This is a genomic window from Demequina sp. NBRC 110055 (assembly GCF_002090135.1).
Classification (GTDB): Bacteria; Actinomycetota; Actinomycetes; order Actinomycetales; family Demequinaceae; genus Demequina.
In genome coordinates this window covers 24,048-41,597 of record NZ_BBRL01000007.1, presented here as the reverse complement: position 1 = coordinate 41,597, position 17,550 = coordinate 24,048, and the positions used below count along the sequence as shown (strand labels likewise).

The 17,550-nt window shown below is 71.0% G+C and carries 15 protein-coding genes; 1 reads left to right on the top strand and 14 read right to left on the bottom strand.

Features of this window, described 5'->3' with window-relative positions:
- Window positions 1–76 precede the first annotated feature (76 nt).
- The 11 genes from B7K24_RS08310 to ndk form a co-directional block, all read right to left on the bottom strand.
- Window positions 77–1,453 (bottom strand): ferredoxin reductase family protein, encoded by a 1,377-nt coding sequence (locus tag B7K24_RS08310; protein WP_084129878.1) that lies wholly within the window; start codon window positions 1,451–1,453, stop codon window positions 77–79.
- Complete coding sequence (locus B7K24_RS08305) at window positions 1,450–2,007, bottom strand: FMN-binding protein (RefSeq protein WP_159449195.1); 558 nt, start codon at window positions 2,005–2,007, stop codon at window positions 1,450–1,452. The genes B7K24_RS08310 and B7K24_RS08305 overlap by 4 nt, the downstream gene beginning before the upstream one ends.
- 63 nt (window positions 2,008–2,070) lie before the next feature.
- A complete protein-coding gene (locus B7K24_RS08300) occupies window positions 2,071–3,162 on the bottom strand; it encodes an amidohydrolase family protein (protein WP_084129876.1) in 1,092 nt (363 codons plus the stop codon).
- 20 nt (window positions 3,163–3,182) lie between these two features.
- The gene (gene ffh / locus B7K24_RS08295) at window positions 3,183–4,778 is read right to left on the bottom strand and encodes a signal recognition particle protein (RefSeq protein WP_084129875.1); all 1,596 of its coding nucleotides are present in this window, start codon (window positions 4,776–4,778) and stop codon (window positions 3,183–3,185) included.
- A gap of 170 nt (window positions 4,779–4,948) precedes the next feature.
- Window positions 4,949–6,712, bottom strand: a complete 1,764-nt coding sequence (locus tag B7K24_RS08290; RefSeq protein WP_084129874.1) for an HD domain-containing protein — start codon at window positions 6,710–6,712, stop codon at window positions 4,949–4,951.
- 17 nt (window positions 6,713–6,729) lie between these two features.
- Window positions 6,730–7,068: a P-II family nitrogen regulator gene (locus B7K24_RS08285; RefSeq protein WP_084076838.1), complete on the bottom strand. Its 339-nt coding sequence runs from the start codon at window positions 7,066–7,068 to the stop codon at window positions 6,730–6,732.
- Window positions 7,069–7,070: 2 nt separating this feature from the next.
- Window positions 7,071–8,309, bottom strand: a complete 1,239-nt coding sequence (locus B7K24_RS08280) for an ammonium transporter (RefSeq protein WP_084129873.1) — start codon at window positions 8,307–8,309, stop codon at window positions 7,071–7,073.
- 259 nt (window positions 8,310–8,568) lie between these two features.
- On the bottom strand, window positions 8,569–9,729 hold the full coding sequence (gene ftsY / locus B7K24_RS08275) for a signal recognition particle-docking protein FtsY (RefSeq protein ID WP_084129872.1): 1,161 nt from the start codon (window positions 9,727–9,729) through the stop codon (window positions 8,569–8,571).
- Between the two features lie 46 nt (window positions 9,730–9,775).
- Window positions 9,776–10,147, bottom strand: a complete 372-nt coding sequence (locus B7K24_RS08270; protein ID WP_084129871.1) for a hypothetical protein — start codon at window positions 10,145–10,147, stop codon at window positions 9,776–9,778.
- A 297-nt stretch (window positions 10,148–10,444) separates the two neighbouring features.
- Window positions 10,445–14,047, bottom strand: coding sequence for a chromosome segregation protein SMC (gene smc, locus B7K24_RS08265; protein ID WP_084129870.1), 3,603 nt, complete (start codon window positions 14,045–14,047; stop codon window positions 10,445–10,447).
- A 99-nt stretch (window positions 14,048–14,146) separates the two neighbouring features.
- Window positions 14,147–14,575 (bottom strand): nucleoside-diphosphate kinase, encoded by a 429-nt coding sequence (gene ndk / locus B7K24_RS08260; protein ID WP_084129869.1) that lies wholly within the window; start codon window positions 14,573–14,575, stop codon window positions 14,147–14,149.
- Between the two features lie 74 nt (window positions 14,576–14,649).
- Here ndk and B7K24_RS08255 point away from each other — a divergent pair, with 74 nt between their 5' ends.
- Entirely contained in the window at window positions 14,650–15,153 is a 504-nt protein-coding gene (locus B7K24_RS08255) for an adenine phosphoribosyltransferase (RefSeq protein WP_159449194.1), read from the top strand.
- Between the two features lie 10 nt (window positions 15,154–15,163).
- Here B7K24_RS08255 and B7K24_RS08250 read toward each other — a convergent pair whose 3' ends face one another.
- The 3 genes from B7K24_RS08250 to B7K24_RS08240 are packed head-to-tail and all read right to left on the bottom strand — an operon-like array spanning window position 15,164 to window position 17,507.
- Window positions 15,164–15,634, bottom strand: a complete 471-nt coding sequence (locus tag B7K24_RS08250; protein ID WP_084129867.1) for a hypothetical protein — start codon at window positions 15,632–15,634, stop codon at window positions 15,164–15,166.
- The gene (locus B7K24_RS08245; protein WP_084129866.1) at window positions 15,631–16,104 is read right to left on the bottom strand and encodes a DUF4233 domain-containing protein; all 474 of its coding nucleotides are present in this window, start codon (window positions 16,102–16,104) and stop codon (window positions 15,631–15,633) included. The genes B7K24_RS08250 and B7K24_RS08245 overlap by 4 nt, the downstream gene beginning before the upstream one ends.
- Window positions 16,101–17,507 carry a folylpolyglutamate synthase/dihydrofolate synthase family protein gene (locus tag B7K24_RS08240; protein ID WP_084129865.1) on the bottom strand — a complete coding sequence of 469 codons (1,407 nt, stop codon included), beginning with the start codon at window positions 17,505–17,507 and terminating at the stop codon, window positions 16,101–16,103. Before B7K24_RS08240 ends, B7K24_RS08245 begins: the two co-directional genes overlap by 4 nt.
- Between the last annotated feature and the right edge of the window lie 43 nt (window positions 17,508–17,550).

Sequence of the window (17,550 nt, the reverse complement as noted above, 5' to 3'; positions counted from 1 at the left end):
CAGTATCCCGGGTGCGTGGCGCGCGGTCCACGTCCCCGACCTATTCCTCAGGACACCGCCATCTTTTGCGCAGCGCCTACCAGGCGAACACCTCGCGGTGGAAGCTGTCACGCGCCAGCCCGGCTGCCCGAGCATCGGCCTCCAGCGCATCGACCCAGCCTGTCGGGCCGCACGCGAACACGTCCGATGACGCGAGGCGTGGAATCAGGTGGCCGATGCCGGCGTCGCGTCCTGCGGGCGCCCATCCGTCGCCGCGAGGGCCCGTGAGCACGTACAGCGTGGCGTCTTTGGCGGCGGCGAAGCGACGGATCTCGTCGAGGTGAGGGATGTCGCGCTCCGTTGAGCCACGCACGATCACGGTGCAGCGACCGCCGTCGGGCGCATCCTCGAGCAGGCCGATGAGGGGCGTCACCCCCACCCCAGCACCCGCGAGCACCAGGTGACCGCCCCGCGCCCGGTCCGCGGTAAAGATCCCCAAGGGCCCCTCGACGATGACGCGGGTGCCCACCGGAACGGCCGCAGCGGCCCGCGACGCATCGCCCAACGGCTTGACGGTGACGCGCCACCAGTCGGGAAGCGGCGCACGCGACAGGGAGTACGGGTGCGCCTGGCCCCACATGCCCGGCGCGAGGAACCTCAGCAGCACGAACTGCCCGGGCCGCGCCTTCATCCGTGACAAGGCGCGGCCATGCAGGACGAGATCCACCGACCCGTCCCCGACGGGCTCGACGGCGGCGACGGTGGTGCGGTGGCGGGCGGCGCGCACGAGCGGACGGATCACGCGAAACACCAGGACTGCACCGACGGCGAGGGACCACAGCACGACCCAGTACCACCACGCGAGTCCCCGGGTGAGGAACGTCTCGCCGTCGGTGAGCTGATGTGGGAGGCTCAGGCCGATCGCGAGGTAGCTGAACACGTGGACCGCGTGCCAGTTCTCGTAGCGCCACCGCGAGCGCACCACCGCGTACGAGGTGACGACCACGGCGATGAGGACGGCCAGTCCGGCCCAGGCCATGAACAGGGGTCCTACTGAGCCGACCATCAGCTCCCAGGTTTGGGCGACGATTCCCTCATCGCCGCTGGCGGCGTAGCCCAGGACCGTGAGCGCCACGTGGGCGAGGATGATGAGAAATCCCAGGCGCCCCAGGCGGCCGTGCAGCACGGCGGCGCGGTCGTGGCCGAGCGTTTGCTCCACCAGGGGTACGCGGGCGATGAGGACCAACTGCACGAGGATCAGCGTGGAGGCGGCCATCCCGGTGACGCGGGCCGCGGCGATCAGCGCCCCCGCTGCCGTCGTCACGTCCACGCTGCCCGAGGCGAGCATGCACGCCACCGCGATGACGCCCACCAGCCACGCGGTGGCTTCCAGCGTGTCGCTGCGTCGCGAGCGGCGCCGCGCCACCCGGTCGCGGCTCGACGGCGCCGTCCTGACCATCACCGGCGCGCTCATGCGAGGCCGGCCTGCTCGAAGGCGGATTGCACGGCGTCCTCCACACCCTGCGAGGTGTAGCTCGCGCCCGAGATGTAGCCGACGTCGATGCTCTGCGCCTCGAGGATCGCTTCCACGAGGGCCGGCACGGCAGTGTCGTTGATGCGTTGCGAGTGCGGGTCGCTCTCGCCTTCCTGGAGCCAGGCGATGTCCGTCACGACGCCGTCCTCGACCGTGACGCGGGCTTGGAAAGCGCCGTAGCGGGTCTGAACCGCGGCGCCGTCGTAGGTCGCGGCGCCAGCCTCGGAGGTGCTCGCCTCCGTCGTCGCCTCGGCGGCGGTGCCGGAGCCTGTGGTGGCGGAGTCTGTCGTGGCGGAGCCGGTAGTGGCGGAGTCTGTGGTGGCGGGCGTGTCCGTGGCCGGGTCGGTTCCCATGACGGCCGCAGGCGAGGTGGCGGCGGCGCTCGCGCCGATCGTGGTCTCGGCCGTCGACAGAAAGCCGGTGCCGAGGACGGCACCGGTGGTGAGCATCGTGGCGGCGAGGCCCGTGACGATGATGCCGGAGGAGAGCTTCATGCCTCCCATCCCAGTCGCGAACGCTGGGAATGGCCCGCCCGTCGTCTGGGAGTTTCCTGGGAGTCAGGCCACGCGTGTGCCGCGCAGCACCACGGCGGCGGGACCCGCTAGCGCGCGGATGTCCTCGCGTGGGTCGGCGTCGTAGACCACGAGGTCCGCGCTCGCGGCCTCGGTCAGCGTGTCGACGCCGAGGAACGCGCGCGCCTTCCAGGTGGCGGCGGCCACGACGGCCGATGCGGGAATCGCCTTGGCCATCTCGCTCGCCTCGCGCGGCAGCAGGCCGTGGCCGAGCGTGCCGCCCGCGTCCGTCCCCACCAGCAGCGGCACCCCGGCGTCGTGCAGGTCACGCACGTGCTCGTAGCGGCGGGCGTGCATGCGGCGCATGCGTGCCGCGTAGGCGGGGAACTTCGGCTCCCCTGCGTCGGCGAAGCCCTGAAAGTTGTCGACCTGCAGCAGGGTGGGCACCACGGGGATGCCGCGCTTGGCGGCGGTCTCGATGTGCTCAGCGGTCATGCCGGTGCCGTGCTCGAGGCAGTCGATGCCCGCCTCGAGGAGCGGGCCGATCGCCTCGGTCGAGAATGTGTGAGCGGTGGCCCGCGCGCCGGCGGCGTGGACGCCAGCGAGTGCCTCGGCCAGGAGTGCGGGCTTCCACAGTGGCGTGAGGTCACCCGCGTCGCGGTCGATCCAGTCGGCGATGAGCTTGATCCAACCGTCGCCCTTGGCGGCCTCCTCGCGCGCGACGTTCGGCAGTTCCTGCGGCTCGATCTCGCGCGCATAGCCCCGGAGGTAACGCTTGGGACGCGCGATGAAGCGCGCGGAGCGGATCAGGCGTGGGAGGTCATCGCGTTCGTGCACAAAGGCCGTGTCGAGGGGGCTGCCGGCGTCGCGAATCAGGAGGGTACCGGCGTCGCGATCCACGCTTGCCTGCTTGACCGCGAGCTCACGGTCGGTGGCACCGCCGGAGTCGAGGCCGATGTGACAGTGGACGTCGACCAGCCCGGGAAGCACCCAGCCGTCGATGCGTACGGGCGTGCCGGAATGCATCGGCCGCTCGAAGGTGATGCGGCCGCCCACCACCCACGCCTCAGCGCGGACCGTGTCGTCGTCGACGAGGACCGGCCCGGTGAGGTGAAGAACGTCACCTCGCCCAGGCATCGGCCCCGCCCTCATGTGCCTTAGCGGCCCAAGTACTTGCCGAGGTCGGACTCGAGCTTGGACGGGTCGAAGTCCTCGGGCTGCTGGCTCAGGCCGAACGCGCTACCGGCGGGAGCCTGCGGCGCCGACGACTTGTTCCTGGCCGCCGCCTCCTGCTGGGCGCGCTTGGCGGGGTTGCCCGACTTGCCCTTGACCTTCTTCTGCGGCGCCTGCTTGCCCTTGGACTTCTTGCCGCCGGGCATGCCGCCCCACGCGCCCGGACCGCCACCCTGGCCGGGAAGCTGCGGCATGCCGCCGCCGCGGGCCATGGCACGCATCATCTGCTGGGCCTGCTCGAAGCGCTTGACCAGGGAGTTCACGTCGGCGACGGTGACGCCGGAGCCCTTCGCGATGCGCGCGCGGCGCGAGCCGTTCAGGACCTTGGGGTTGTCCCGCTCGAGCGGCGTCATGGACTGGACGATGGCCTCGGTGCGCACCAGCTCGCGCTCGTCGAAGTTCTCGATCTGCTCGCGCATGGCGCCCATGCCCGGCAGCATGCCGAGCATCTTCTTCATAGAACCCATGTTCTTGAGCTGCTGCATCTGCGCCAAGAAGTCGGTGAACGTGAAGTCTTCACCCTTGGTGACCTTGGCGGCCATGCGCTCGGCCTCGGCCTGGTCGAACTTCTTCTCCGCCTGCTCGATGAGCGTCATGATGTCGCCCATGTCGAGGATGCGGCTCGCCATGCGGTCCGGGTGGAAGACCTCGAATTCGTCGAGCTTCTCGCCGGTCGATGCGAAGAGAATCGGCTTGCCGGTCACCTCGCGCACCGACAGCGCGGCACCACCGCGGGTGTCGCCGTCGAGCTTGGTGAGGACCACACCGGTGATGTCCACGCCCTGGTCGAAGGCCTGCGCCGTGGCGACGGCGTCCTGACCGATCATCGCGTCGATGACGAACAGGACCTCGTCGGGCTCGATGGCCTTGCGGATGTCCGCGGCCTGCTTCATGAGCTCCTGGTCGATACCCAGGCGGCCGGCGGTGTCGACGATGACCACGGAGTGCTGGCGCTGCTCGGCCTCCTTGAGGCCCTTCTTCGCGACCTTGACGGGGTTGCCCTTGACGCGCTCGCCCTCGCGGGTCACACCCGGCTCCGGAGCGAACACCGGCACACCGGCGCGCTCGCCGACCACCTGGAGCTGGTTGACGGCGTTGGGGCGCTGAAGGTCGGCGGCGACCAGCAGCGGCGTCTGGCCGTTCTCCTTGAGGTGGTGCGCCAGCTTGCCCGCGAGGGTGGTCTTACCCGCACCCTGCAGACCGGCGAGCATGATGACCGTCGGGCCCGACTTGGCGAAGTTCAGGCGACGCGCCTCGCCACCCAGGATCGCGACGAGCTCCTCGTTGACGATCTTGACGACCTGCTGGCCAGGGTTCAGGGCTCCCGAGACCTCCGCGCCGAGCGCGCGCTCGCGGATGTTGCCGGTGAACGTGCGGACCACCGGAACGGCGACGTCGGCGTCCAACAGGGCGCGACGGATCTCGCGGATGGTGCCGTCGATATCCGCCTCGGTGAGGCGGCCCTTGCCCCGGAGGTTCCGGAACGTCGAGGTCAGGCGGTCGGAGAGGTTGGCGAACACAGGTGTCCCTTCGAAAACGTGCGGCCTCAAGCCTACCTGGGGTCGGCGACGGCGCTCCGCGTCCTGTCCCTCTCATGCCGCAAATGCGGCCATTACCGTCACGAAACGCACTCTGGAGCCGCAAATGCGGCCATTTGCGCATGGGCGGGGAGGGCGGCCGATGCCGTGGCTTAGGTCAGCGCGGCCCGCGCCTTCGCGGTGAGCGTGTCCGCCAGGCTCGCACGCCAGGTCGTCCACACCTTGGGGCCCGCCGCGTGCGAGTCCGCCTCCGTCAGCGCGCGCAGGGTCACCAGGAGGTCCTCGCGGTGGCCGAGCGCATCCAACAGCTCCCCGACGGTCGCGGGGTCCTCCGCGTCACGCGTGGTCGACAGGATCGACAGGAGCAGGTGGTGGCGCACCAGCGTTTCGACATCGGCCGTGAACTGCGGAGACCAGCCGAGCCGGGCGCCGATCGCCGGCACCAGGGCCGCACCGTCGATCGAGTGGTCCGTGGACCCCGCCCGCTTACCGATGTCGTGGACCCACGCGGTCGCGAACAGCAGGTCCTGGTCGGGGACGTCGCGGCGGTGTTTGGCGGCAATCACGACCGTCTCGATCATGTGGCGGTCGACCGTGTAGCGATGGATAGGACTGCGCTGAGGCCGGTTGCGCACCCCCGCCCACTCGGGCACCCACCGCACGGCGAGTCCGTGCAGGTCCAGCGCCTCCCACACCGCGACGAGGTGGTGGCTGCCGCGCAGCAGGTCGCGCAGGTGGGTGCGTGCGGCCTCCGGCCACGGCTCGGGAAGGTCGGGGGCATTCTGCATCGCGTCCAAGAGTCCCGGAGTGAAGGGCAGGCCCGTCGTCGCGGCGGTGGCCGCGGCGCGCAGCGGCAGCAACGGATCCGCCTTCGCGTCGGCGCTAGGCGCGAGCGCCAGTTCACCGTCGACATCGATCAGTCCCTCGGCCACGCTGACGTGCCGGGGCGCCTTCGACAACCGTCGCGCCTTCCACGCCACGGAGCCGATGCCGGAGCGTTCGAGCGAGCGGCGCGCCCCCCTTTCGGTCTGGTCGAGCGCGTAGGCGACGGTGCGGCCGGCGTCGGCAATCGACGCAAGCAGGTCGTCGGGGTCGCCGTAACCCAGGTGAGCGGCGACGTCGTCCGCGAGGTGGCGGCCCAGCACGTTGACGGGCCGGCCCGCGACGAGGTGGAGGGCGTCGCGCACATCGCGCAGGTGCTCCCCTGCGGCATCGACGACACCGTGCGGACGGTCGGTGAGCCACGTCGCGCTCAGCGCGGACAGGCTCGTGTAGTCGCGCAGGCCTCCCCTGGCCTCCTTGAGGTGCGGCTCGATGAGGTACGCGAGTTCGCCATGACGCTCGGCGCGAGCGCGCGAGGCGGCGAGAAGTTCGGGCAGGCGCTTGCGCGAGGCGGCGCGCCAGTCTTGATAGATGGCGGCGCGGGCCTGGGCGACGAGGGTGTCGTCGCCCGCGACCGGCTGGATGTCGAGAAGTCCGGCGGCCGCGGCGAGGTCCTTCGAGGCCACCTGGCGGCATTCGGTGAGGGAACGCATCGAATAGTCGAGCTCGAGCCCGGCATCCCAGATGGGGTACCACAGGCGCTGGGCGAGCTCCGCGAGGGCGTCCTTCGACTGGGTCTTGCCGTCGTGCAGCAGCACCAGGTCAAGGTCGGAGAGCGGGCCGGCATCGCCGCGGCCCAGCGATCCGACGGCGCCGAGCGCGATGCCTTCGGCGGGGCCGGCGGCCTCGTTCCAGTGCGCGACGAGCGCGCGCTTGACGAGGGCGGTGAGACGACGGCGACGTTCCGGCCCGGTGACGCCGTCGGACGTGAGCTGCGCCGCGGCATCGGCCCTCAGACGCTTGAGGTCCCGCACCCCGGAAGGGTGCGGGACCTCAGCGTCGGAGCCCTCAGCAGCGCTGGGGATGTGCTCCATTGGTGTGCGGCGGCTCCTTACAGAGCGTCGGCGCCGTGCTCACCCGTGCGGACACGGGCCACGTCGTCGACCGGAACCGTCCAGACCTTGCCGTCGCCGATCTTGCCGGTCTGCGCGGCCGAGACGATGGCCTCGGTCACGGTGGCGGCGTCGGCGTCGTCGACCAGCACCTCGAGGCGGGTCTTGGGCACCAGGTCCACGGTGTACTCGGCACCGCGGTAGACCTCGGTGTGGCCCTTCTGGCGGCCGTATCCGGCTGCCTCCGAGACCGTGACGCCCTTGACGCCGGCGGCCTCGAGTGCGGCGCGGACCTCGTCCGTGCGGTGCGGCTGAATGATCGCAGTGACCAGCTTCATTGCTACTTCGCCTCCTCGTAGGCGGTCTCACCGTGCTCGGCGAGGTCGATTCCGGAGACCTCGACCTCCTCGCTGACACGCAGACCGATGGTGTACTTGATGAGCAGTCCGATGATCAGCGTAGCGATCGCGGAGTAAACGATGGTGACACCAGCGGCCGCGGCCTGGACACCGAACAGGGTGATGCCGCCGCCGTAGAACAGGCCGGCGTCGCCGTTGATGGTGCCGTTGGCCAGCAGGCCGATCGCCAGGGTGCCCCAGAGGCCGGAGACCAGGTGGACACCGACGACGTCGAGCGAGTCGTCGTAGCCGAACTTGTACTTCAGGCCCACCGCGAGGGCGGACAGGGCACCGGCGAGGAAACCGACAATGGCGGCGCCGATGGGGTCAAGCGAGGCACAGGCGGGGGTGATGGCAACCAGACCGGCGACCACACCGGAGGCGGCACCGAGCGAGGTGGCCTTGCCGTCGCGGATCTTCTCGACGAGGATCCAGCCGAGGATCGCGATGCCGGTGGCAACGGTGGTGTTGACCCACGCGGTGGCGGCGAAGCCGTCAGCCGCGAAGGCGGAACCGGCGTTGAAGCCGAACCAGCCGAACCACAGGAGCGCGGCACCCAGCATGACGAAGGGCAGGTTGTGCGGTCGCATGGGCTCCTTGCCGAAGCCCTTGCGGACACCGAGCAGCAGGGCCATGACGAGACCGGCCACACCAGCGTTGATGTGAACGACGGTACCGCCGGCGAAGTCGTACGGGCCGGGCAGCGAGCCGAACCACGGGCCGTCGGGGCCGAGCAGGGCGGCGAAGCCGTCGCCCCACACCCAGTGCGAGACGGGCGCGTAGACGAGGATGACCCACAGGAAGGCGAAGAGCAGCCAGGAGCCGAACTTCATGCGGTCGGCGACCGAACCCGAGATCAGGGCGACCGTGATGATCGCGAAGGTCGCGCCGAAGCCGGCGGAGATGATGGCCATCGCGTCGCCACCCTCAAGGGTGTCGATGAGGCCGAAGTCGTACATCGGGTTGCCGATGATGTCGCCCATGGTGTCACCGGCGGAGATCGAGAATCCGAAGGTGATCCAGGCGAGCACGCCGACGGCCATGGCGCCGAAGCTCATCATCATCATGTTCAGCACCGACTTGCCGCGCGACATGCCACCGTAGAAGAACGCCAGACCAGGCGTCATCAGAAGCACGAGCGATGCAGAGGTCAGGAGCCAGGCAATGTTGCCGCTATCCATTCTGCTTCTCCTTAAGTCCCGCCCCTCGGCGAGTCGTAGACAGCCTGGCGAAGAAGTGTTGCCCCTGAAACACCGGCATGTTTCGCATCCGTTAACAGGGCCGCGCGGAGGTAAAACCCTTGTTGCGAGGGCCCCTGGCCGGGATCATCCTGCGGTCTTTGTCCGTTGTGGGCCGCGGATCCAGGCGCCGGCGAGACGCACGAACGCCGGTCCACCCTGGGGGCGGACCGGCGTCGGCTTCCGGAATCTGCGAGGGCCGTCAGGCGCCCAGCAGGCCGTCCACGAATTGCTCGGCGTCGAACGGGGCGAGGTCGTCGGCGCCCTCGCCCAGCCCGATGAGCTTGACCGGCACGCCCAACTCGCGCTGCACGGCGACGACGATGCCGCCCTTCGCGGTGCCGTCCATCTTGGTCAGCACGATGCCGGTGATGGGCGCGACCTCGGCGAAAACCTTGGCCTGCGTCATCCCGTTTTGGCCCGTGGTGGCGTCGAGCACCAGCAGCACCTCGACGGGCTCTGCGACCTTGGACGAGACGCGGATGATCTTGCCGAGCTGATCCATCAGTCCGGCCTTGTTCTGCAGCCGGCCGGCGGTGTCGATAAGGACCACGTCGGCCTGGTCGTCACGCGCACGCGAGGCGGCATCGAAGGCCACGGAGGCGGGGTCGGCCCCGTCGATCTCGGATCGCACCACGGGTACTCCGACCCGGGCGCCCCACGTCTCGAGCTGGTCGGCGGCCGCTGCGCGGAACGTGTCCGCGGCGCCCAGCACCACGCTGCGACCCTCGGCCACGAGCACGCGCGCGATCTTGCCGACCGACGTGGTCTTGCCGACTCCGTTGACGCCGACCACCACGATGGGTTCGTACTTCCCCTCCCCCGGCGCCGCGAGCCTCAGTTCACGGTCGAGGGTCGGGTCGACGATCTCGAGGAGGACGGCGCGCAGGGTCGCGCGCGGGTCGGCCTCGGGGTCGGCCTTCAGGCGCGCGCGCAGGGCATCCAGGATGTCGTCCGTGGCGGCGGCACCCACGTCGGCGAGCAGGAGCGTCTCCTCGAGCTCGTCCCAGTCGTCCTGACCGAGCGAGCCGCGCGAGAAGATCGCCAACAGGCTCGCACCTAGTCCGCCCGCGAGGCGTCCACGCAGGCGCGCAAGACGGGTGTCGGCGGACTCGGGAGCCTCGGTGACGACGGCCGCCTCGGCGGGCAGCGTGCGGGTCGGCGCCTCGGTAGGCGCGTCGCCCGCGTCCTCGTCTGCGGTCGGTGTGGCCGTCGGCGCGGTCGGCGACGCTGGGGCCTGCGACTGCGCACGGTGGGCGCCCTTGGAGCGGCGGCTGACGCCGAAGATGCCGCCAATGACTGCGACGGCGGCGATGATGACGACGACGAGGTCGGCGTCTCCGGGAATCCAGGTCACATCCATGGCACCAGTGTGTCAGGTCGCCGGGCAGGGGCCGCGAAGGGTGGGCCTAGTGGCGGTGCAGCGCGATCTCGCCGGTGGTGGCGGCCGCCTCGACGTCGCTCGCGCGAAGCGCCTGGATGCGGTCGCGGGCCGTCAGCGCCGCCTCCTTGGCCTCTGCCGCGGCCTCGCGGGCCCACGCCGCGGCGCGCTCGCTGCCGGAGACGGCCTCGGGCTCGGAGTCGATGCCGTGAAGGAGGTCCCAGGCGTTGTCCTCGCGCTCGATGTCGTCGTACACGTGCTCCATGCCGCGACGCTCGTCCACCCGCAGCACGATGCGCATCAGGTGCTGGCCGCGTCCCTCGGCAAAGGCTGCGATCACGAACACCACGGCAGCCAGCACGACCGCAATGACGAGGCCAGAGATGAGGGAGGACGGCATGGAGACTCTCCTGAGCACAGAAGCGGACAAGACGGACATTCAGCGTGAACGGCCGACGGTAACAACGCAAGGACCGAGGCGGCGATTCCCACGGCCGTCTGCCATCAATGGACCCTCACGCGCACGGTGTGGACGGGCTCGGATCGGTCGGGGGTTTGTCGCCTCGGCGGGACCCAGGGTCGACCGCACGGACGGTGGCAACGCTGCCATCGGCAGTGTAACCGGTGCACGTTCACAGGTCGCTGAGAGCCCCGGCACCGTCGGCCGCTGTGCGACGGCCCCGAGGCCGGCTCACCGTTACGCCGCGTCCCCGTCGCGCAGGCGCTGCGAGATGACGGTGGTGACGCCGTCGCCGCGCATGGTGACGCCGTAGAGGGCGTCCGCGATCTCCATGGTGCGCTTCTGGTGCGTGATGACGATCAGCTGCGAGTCCTCCTGGAGCTCGCGGAAGATCTCCAGCAGGCGACCCAGGTTCACGTCGTCCAGCGCGGCCTCGACCTCGTCCATCACGTAGAAAGGGCTGGGGCGGGCCTTGAAGATCGACACCAGCAGCGCGACCGCGGTGAGCGATCGCTCGCCGCCGGACAACAGCGACAGCCGCTTGACCTTCTTGCCCGCGGGGCGTGCCTCCACCTCGATACCCGTGGTGAGCATGTTCTTGGGGTCGGTCAGCACCAGTTTGCCCTCGCCGCCGGGGAACAGGCGCGGGAAGACGCGGTCAAACTGCGCCTTGGTGTCCTCGAAGGCCTGGGCAAAGATCTGCTCGACGCGCTCGTCGATCTCGCGCACGATCTCGAGGAGGTCCTCGCGCGACTTCTTGATGTCGCTCAGCTGGTCCTGAAGGAACTTGTGGCGCTCCTCGAGCGCGGCGAACTCCTCGAGGGCGAGCGGGTTGACCTTGCCCAAGTGGTTCATGGCACGCTCGGCGGCGCGCAGGCGCTTCTCCTGGCGCTCGCGCACGTACGGCTCGGTGCGTTCGCCGGCTTCGCCCCCGGCCTCGCCGTCCGTGTCGCCGTCCGTCTGTCCGGCCGATGCCGTGGCCGAGTCGTCGCGCACCGGCACCGGCAGGTGGGGGCCAAACTCCTCGATCAGCTGGGCCGGGTCCATGCCGAGCTCGTCGACGGCGCGCTGCTCGAGCTGTTCGAGGCGCACCGACAGCTGGGCGCGCGCCACCTCGTCGCGATGGGCGTCGTCGGTGAGGCGGCGGTGCTCGTCGGCGTGGGCCTCGACCAGCTGACGCACGTCGCCCAGCTCTCCCGAGCGCTCGGCGCGAGCCTGCTCGGCGGCGGCGCGCTGGTCGTCGGCCGCGGCGACGGCGATGTCGATGGCGGCGAGCGCGTCGGCGCAGCCGGCAATGACCTCGCGTGCGGCGGCGGCCTGGCGCGCGCGTCGCTTCGCAGCCTCCTCGGCGCGGGCACGGGCGTCGCGCTCGGCGATCACGGCACGCTCGAGCGACTCGGCGCGCGCGGCAAGCGCCCGCGCGCGTTCCTCGGAGGTGCGCAGCTGCAACCGCGCCTCGGTCTCGCGCGCTCGCGCGGCCACGGCGGCCTGGGCGTCCTCGTCGCGTTGCGTCTGCGCCTCGACGGTGTCGGACTCGGTTTGCTCGGGCTCGGCCTGAGCCGCGGCCAGGCGCTCGGCGAGCGACTCGAGCTCCCCCGACTGCTCGGCCATGCGCTCGTGGGCGGCCTCAATCTGGGTCTCCAGGCGGGCCGCGTCGTCCTTCGCGGCGCGGGCGGTCGCGCCCAGGTGGCCCAGCTGTTCCGCGACGGCGGCCATGCGGGCGTCGGACTCGTTGAGCCGCTCGAGCGTCGCGCGCTGCGCCGCCCTGGCCGTCGACTCCCGCTCCTCCGCCTCGCGCAGGGCAAAGCCCGTGCGCTCCACGTCGGCGGCGGCGCCGTCGCGCTTGGCCTTCGCCTCGTCGAGGGCCGCCTGCATGTGCAGCACGCTGGGCGCGTCCCCCGCTCCGCCCGACGCGCTCCGCGCCCCCAGCACGTCGCCGCGGCGCGTCACCGCCGTGACCTCAGAAAGCGATGCCACGAGCGCGCGGGCCGCGGCGAGGTCGTCCACGACGGCCACGCCCGACACGAGCGCCCGCACGGTGTCGACGATGCCGCCGGCGCCGGAGACCAGGTCCGAGGCCCATGCGGCCCCCTCGGGAAGTGTCACGTCGGGGTTGGCAGGCCGCGCCGATGCATCGGCCACCAGGAAGCGGGCTCGGCCCGCGTCCTCGTCGCGCAGCCACCGGATGGCGTCCACCGCCAGCTCGACCGAGTCAACCGCGAGGGCGTCCGCGAGCGGGCCCAGGGCCGCGGCGATCGCGTCCTCGGCCTCGGCCGCCACCTCGATGAGGGCCGCCACCGAGCCGCGCACCGCGGTCGAGCCGGAGGCGAGCAGCTCGCCCGCGCCGTCCTTACGGGTCAGCGACAGTTCGAGCGCCTCGGCGCGCGCGGCGTGAGTGTCGCGCTCGCGGGTGGCGGTGTGCATGGCTTCCTTGAGCGCGTCGAGGGCGGTCTTCGCCTCGTCCCACTCGGCGGTCGCGGACTCGTGCGCGGCGTCGAGGTCCTCCTCGCCGTCCTCGACGGACGCGACGGAGGTCTCGAGGTGCTGGAACTCGGTGGTGGCCTCGTGTGCGCGCTTCTCGGCGGCGGCCTTGGAGTCGCGCAGGCGACCAATCTCCGCCTCGGCGGCCTCGACTCGCGAGCGCCGGGCGGCGACATCACCGGCGAGCCTCGCGACGCCCTCACGGCGGTCCGCGACGGAGCGCAGCAGGTTGGCGAGGTGGCGCTCGGAGGCCTCGGCGACGGCCTCGGCCTCACGACGGGCCGCCTCGGCCTCCTCGAGCCCCACGCCCGCCGCGGCGACCTCGGCATCCAGCTCCCGGGCGGCGTCGCGCGCACGCTCGAGCTGCTCGTCGAGGTCCACGAGGTCCGTCGGCGGGGTCGTGTCTCCCGCGGTGCCGAGCATCCGCAGGCGCTCCTGCGCGAGGGACTCGAGGTTGCGCAGGCGCTCGCGCAGCGCGGACAGGCGGTAGTAGGTGTCGTTGGCGCGTGTGAGGGCCGGCGTCGCCTCGGCGGCGGCCTGCTCGAGCGAGGCGAGCCGGGCGCGCGCGGCGGCCAGCTCCTTCTCGACCTGCTCGCGGCGCTCGATCAGCGCGGACTCGTCGGCCTTCTCCTGCGCCAGGCGTCCCTGCATCTGGGCGAGGTCGTCGGCGAGCAGGCGGGACTTCGCATCGCGCACGTCGACCTGGATGAACTGGGCACGGCGCGCGACCTCCGCCTGCTTGCCCAGGGGTCCCAGCTGGCGGCGGATCTCCGCCGTCAGGTCCTGGACGCGCGTGAGGTTGCCCTGCATCGCGTCGAGCTTGCGCAGCGCCTTGTCCTTGCGCTTGCGGTGCTTGAGGATGCCGGCGGCCTCCTCGATGAAGTGGCGTCGGTCCTCGGGGGTCGCACGCAGGACGGCGTCGAGCTGGCCCTGGCCCACGATGACGTGCATCTCGCGGCCGAGCCCGGAGTCGGACAGCAGGTCCTGGATGTCGAGCAGGCGGCACGCGGAGCCGTTGATCCGGTACTCGGAGCCGCCGGTCCTGAACAGCGTGCGGCTGATCGTCACCTCGGTGTACTCGATGGGGAGGGCCCCGTCGGAGTTATCGATGGTCAGGGACACCTCGGCGCGGCCCAGCGGCGCACGTCCCGAGGTGCCGGCAAAGATGACGTCGTCCATCTTGCCGCCGCGCAGCGTCTTGGCGCCCTGCTCCCCCATCACCCAGGCGAGGGCATCGACCACGTTCGACTTACCCGAGCCGTTCGGGCCCACCACGCAGGTGACGCCCGGCTCGAACTCGAGGGTCGTCGCGGACGCGAAGGACTTGAAGCCGCGAAGCGTCAGCGTCTTGAGATGCACGGGGGTCAGCCTAGCGAGCCACGTACGGAGGGTGGGTGAGGCTGCCCCGGCCCGTGTGGCATCGGCCGTCCTGAGGGAGGGCCGATGCCGTGGCGGGGTTTACAGCGAGGGGAACCAGATCGCGATCTCGCGCGCCGCAGACTCCTCGGAGTCCGAGCCGTGGACGAGATTCTGGATGACCTTGGTGGGCCAGTGGCGGCCCAGGTCGCCGCGGATGGTACCGGGGGCGGCGGCGGTGGGGTCCGTGGCGCCGGCGAGGGAGCGGAAGCCCTCGATGACGCGGTCGCCCTCGGCGACGATCGCGAGGACGGGGCCGGACAGCATGAAGTCCACGAGCGGCTGGTAAAAGGGCTTGCCGACGTGCTCGGCGTAGTGCTGCTCGAGCAGCTCGGGGGTTGCGCTCTTCAGTTCGGCGGCCACGAGGGTGTAGCCCTTGGCCTCGACGCGGCGCAGGATCTCGCCGGACAGGCCGCGCTCGACGCCGTCGGGCTTGACAAGAATGAGGGTGCGTTCGGTGGGGACGGTCATGGCCGCGAGGATACCGTGCCCACCTGAACACCTGGCACGGCTGGAGACTCGGTATTCGTGGGACCATGGAGCACGTGATCACGCTCGCCGACTTCGACACGTTCCCCGACTTCCCCGTCGAGGGCATCCTCTTCTACGACATCTCCCCCATCCTCGCGGACCCCGCGAAGTTCAAGGAGGCCTGCGACGCGCTGACGCCCGCCGGTGAGATCGATGCGGTGGTCGGTGTCGACGCGCGCGGCTTCATCTTCGCCCCCGTGGTCGCGCAGTCCAAGGGCGTGGGCATGTCGATGGTGCGCAAGAAGGGCAAGATGCCCGGCGAACTGCTGGAAGCCGATGCGACGATCGAGTACGGCGCCTCCGAGCTCGTGGTGAGCCCCAACGGCCTGGCGGGCAAGCGTCTGCTGGTGATCGACGACGTGCTGGCCACCGGCGGCACCGCGCGCGCCGTGGCGGACATGCTGGAGCGCGCGGGTGCGGCGAGCGTGCAGTTCGCGTTCCTCATGGAGATCGCGGCGCTGCCCGGGCGCGAGCGCCTCGAGGGCTACGAGGTGACGTCGGTCGTCACGGTCGACTGACCGGACGGCCCTACAGGCGCGCGCGGCGGTAGCCGGGCGCCCAGCGCACCGACAGCGGCACCAACGGCACGAGCATGAACAGCGCCGCCGACACCTGGAACAGCACGTAACCCTGGCTGGGACGGCTGGGTACGGCCGCGAGGTCGGCGATGTACGCCGTGTGCACCACGAGCCCCGCGATGAGCGCGATCGCGCCGATCACGATGACGACGGTCAGCAGCCACGCGGGTGCCTGGGAGTCGCGGGGGTGTCCGCGCAGGTGAATAGACCAGCGCCGCATCGCGTCGAACATCGCGCCGGCCCCGAGCACCAGGCCGCCGAACAGCATGAGGTACGTGGTGAGGGCGAGCTCGGCCTCACCGCCGTCACGGGCCGCGGCGGCGCTGACCAGGAAGATGGTCTCGAGCGCCCAGAACAGCATGACGAGGCCCGTGAGCCCCACGACGGCGTCGGCGAACAGGCGCCAGCCCAGGCGACTCACGCGGCGTCGCCCTCGCCCGCCGCGCGGGCCGCGGCGGCGTCACGCTCGGCGCGCTCGCGGTCGATGCGCCCGCCCAGGCGCACACCGACGATCCACACGATGAGGTACACGACGCCCATGATGGTGATGGCCGTGTCGACCACGCCCGCGGCCAGGAGCGGCAGCTGCATGAGCCAGCCGACCCAGATGCCCCACGACCGCTTCTGCACGCCCGACGCCCATCCCATGAGGACGGTCAGCGCCAGGCCGCCCACCAGGATCTGCGTCATGGTGGCGTCGACGAGCCCGCCACGCACCAGGCCGTAGCCCAGCAGTGTGGCGAAGAACATGGTGAACGCCTCGCACAGCAGCACGGTCTGGCGGAACACCAGCGACGCGGAGCGCTGCTTCTTGGGGGCGGCCGATGCCTCGGCGGGCTCGGTGTCGGGCGCGTCAGTTGACGCGGGCTCGCGTTCGGGGGACGCGGTCATCGTGCCTGCCCCGTTCCCTTGCGCTCGTCGGCGCGCATCAGGATGCGCGTCTCCGCGACCACCGTGATGGAGCCCACGGCGATGACGCCCGCGCCCATGTCGTGGTCGCGCTCGGCACGCTGAACGGCCTCGTCGATCGCGTCCGGCAGGCTGGCGGCGACGGTGACACGGTCCTCGCCAAACAGCGGGATCGCGATGGCCGCGAGGTCGTCGGCCGGAACGGCGCGGGGCGAGCGTGAGGAGGTGATGACCACGTGGTCGAGCACGGGCTCGAGCCCGGCGAGAATGCCCTCGGCGTCCTTGTCGGCAAGGACACCGACCACGCCCACGAGCGCCTCGAACGTGAAGGATTCCTCGAGCGCCTCGACCAGGGCGTCGATGCCCGCGGGATTGTGTGCGGCGTCGACGAGCACCATCGGAGACGTACGGACCGCCTCGAGGCGTCCGGGAGAGGTGACGGCGCCAAAGCCGGTCTCCACGGCATCGGCCGCCAACGATTGCGGCTCTCCCCCGTCGGCGAGCAACAGCTCGACGGACGCGAGCGCGAGGAGCGCGTTGTGGGCCTGGTGCTCGCCGTATAGCGGCACGAAGATGTCCTCGTAGGTGGCCGCCGCAGTGCGCAGCGTCACGAGCTGTCCGCCCACCCCGGGCTGGCGGTCGACGACCTCGATGGCGTCGCCCTCCCAGTAGCCGCGCGCGTTCGCCGCGGCGACGGCCTGGAGCAGCACGGGCTCGACCGACTCGCTCTGGTGGGCGATCACGGCCGCGGCGCCCTCCTTGATGATGCCCGCCTTCTCCGTGGCGATCGCCTGCAGGGTGTCGCCCAGCCACTGGGCGTGGTCCATCGCGATGGGCGCGATGACCGCGACATCACCGTCGGCCACGTTGGTCGCGTCCCACACGCCGCCCATGCCCACCTCGATCACGGCGACATCGATGGGGGCGTCGGCGAACGCCGCATAGGCGAGCACCACGAGGACCTCGAAGAAGGACATCCGGGGTCCGCCGACCTCGACCGCACGGGCGTCGACAAGGTGGATGATGGGCGCGACCTCGCTCCACAGGCGGATGAAGTCGTCCTGCGCGATGGGCTCGCCGTCGATCTGGATGCGCTCGCGCACGCTCGTGAGGTGCGGCGACGTGAACAGACCGGTGCGCAGCCCGTGCTCACGCACAAGGGACTCCGCCATGCGGGCCGTCGACGTCTTGCCGTTCGTCCCCGTGAGGTGAATGCTCTTGAACGAGCGTTGCGGGTCGCCCAGGAGCTCGCAGGCCTCGCGCACGCGCTCGAGCGTGGGCTCGAAATCGTGCTCGGGATTGCGGGTGAGGATGTGCTGGTAGATCTCGCGCTCGGCCTCGTCGGGGGTGAGCCCGCCGAGCACCAGGTCGTTGGCGTCAGACATGGGGTCAAGTCTCCCACGCCTGCGCCACACCGCACGGCGCGCG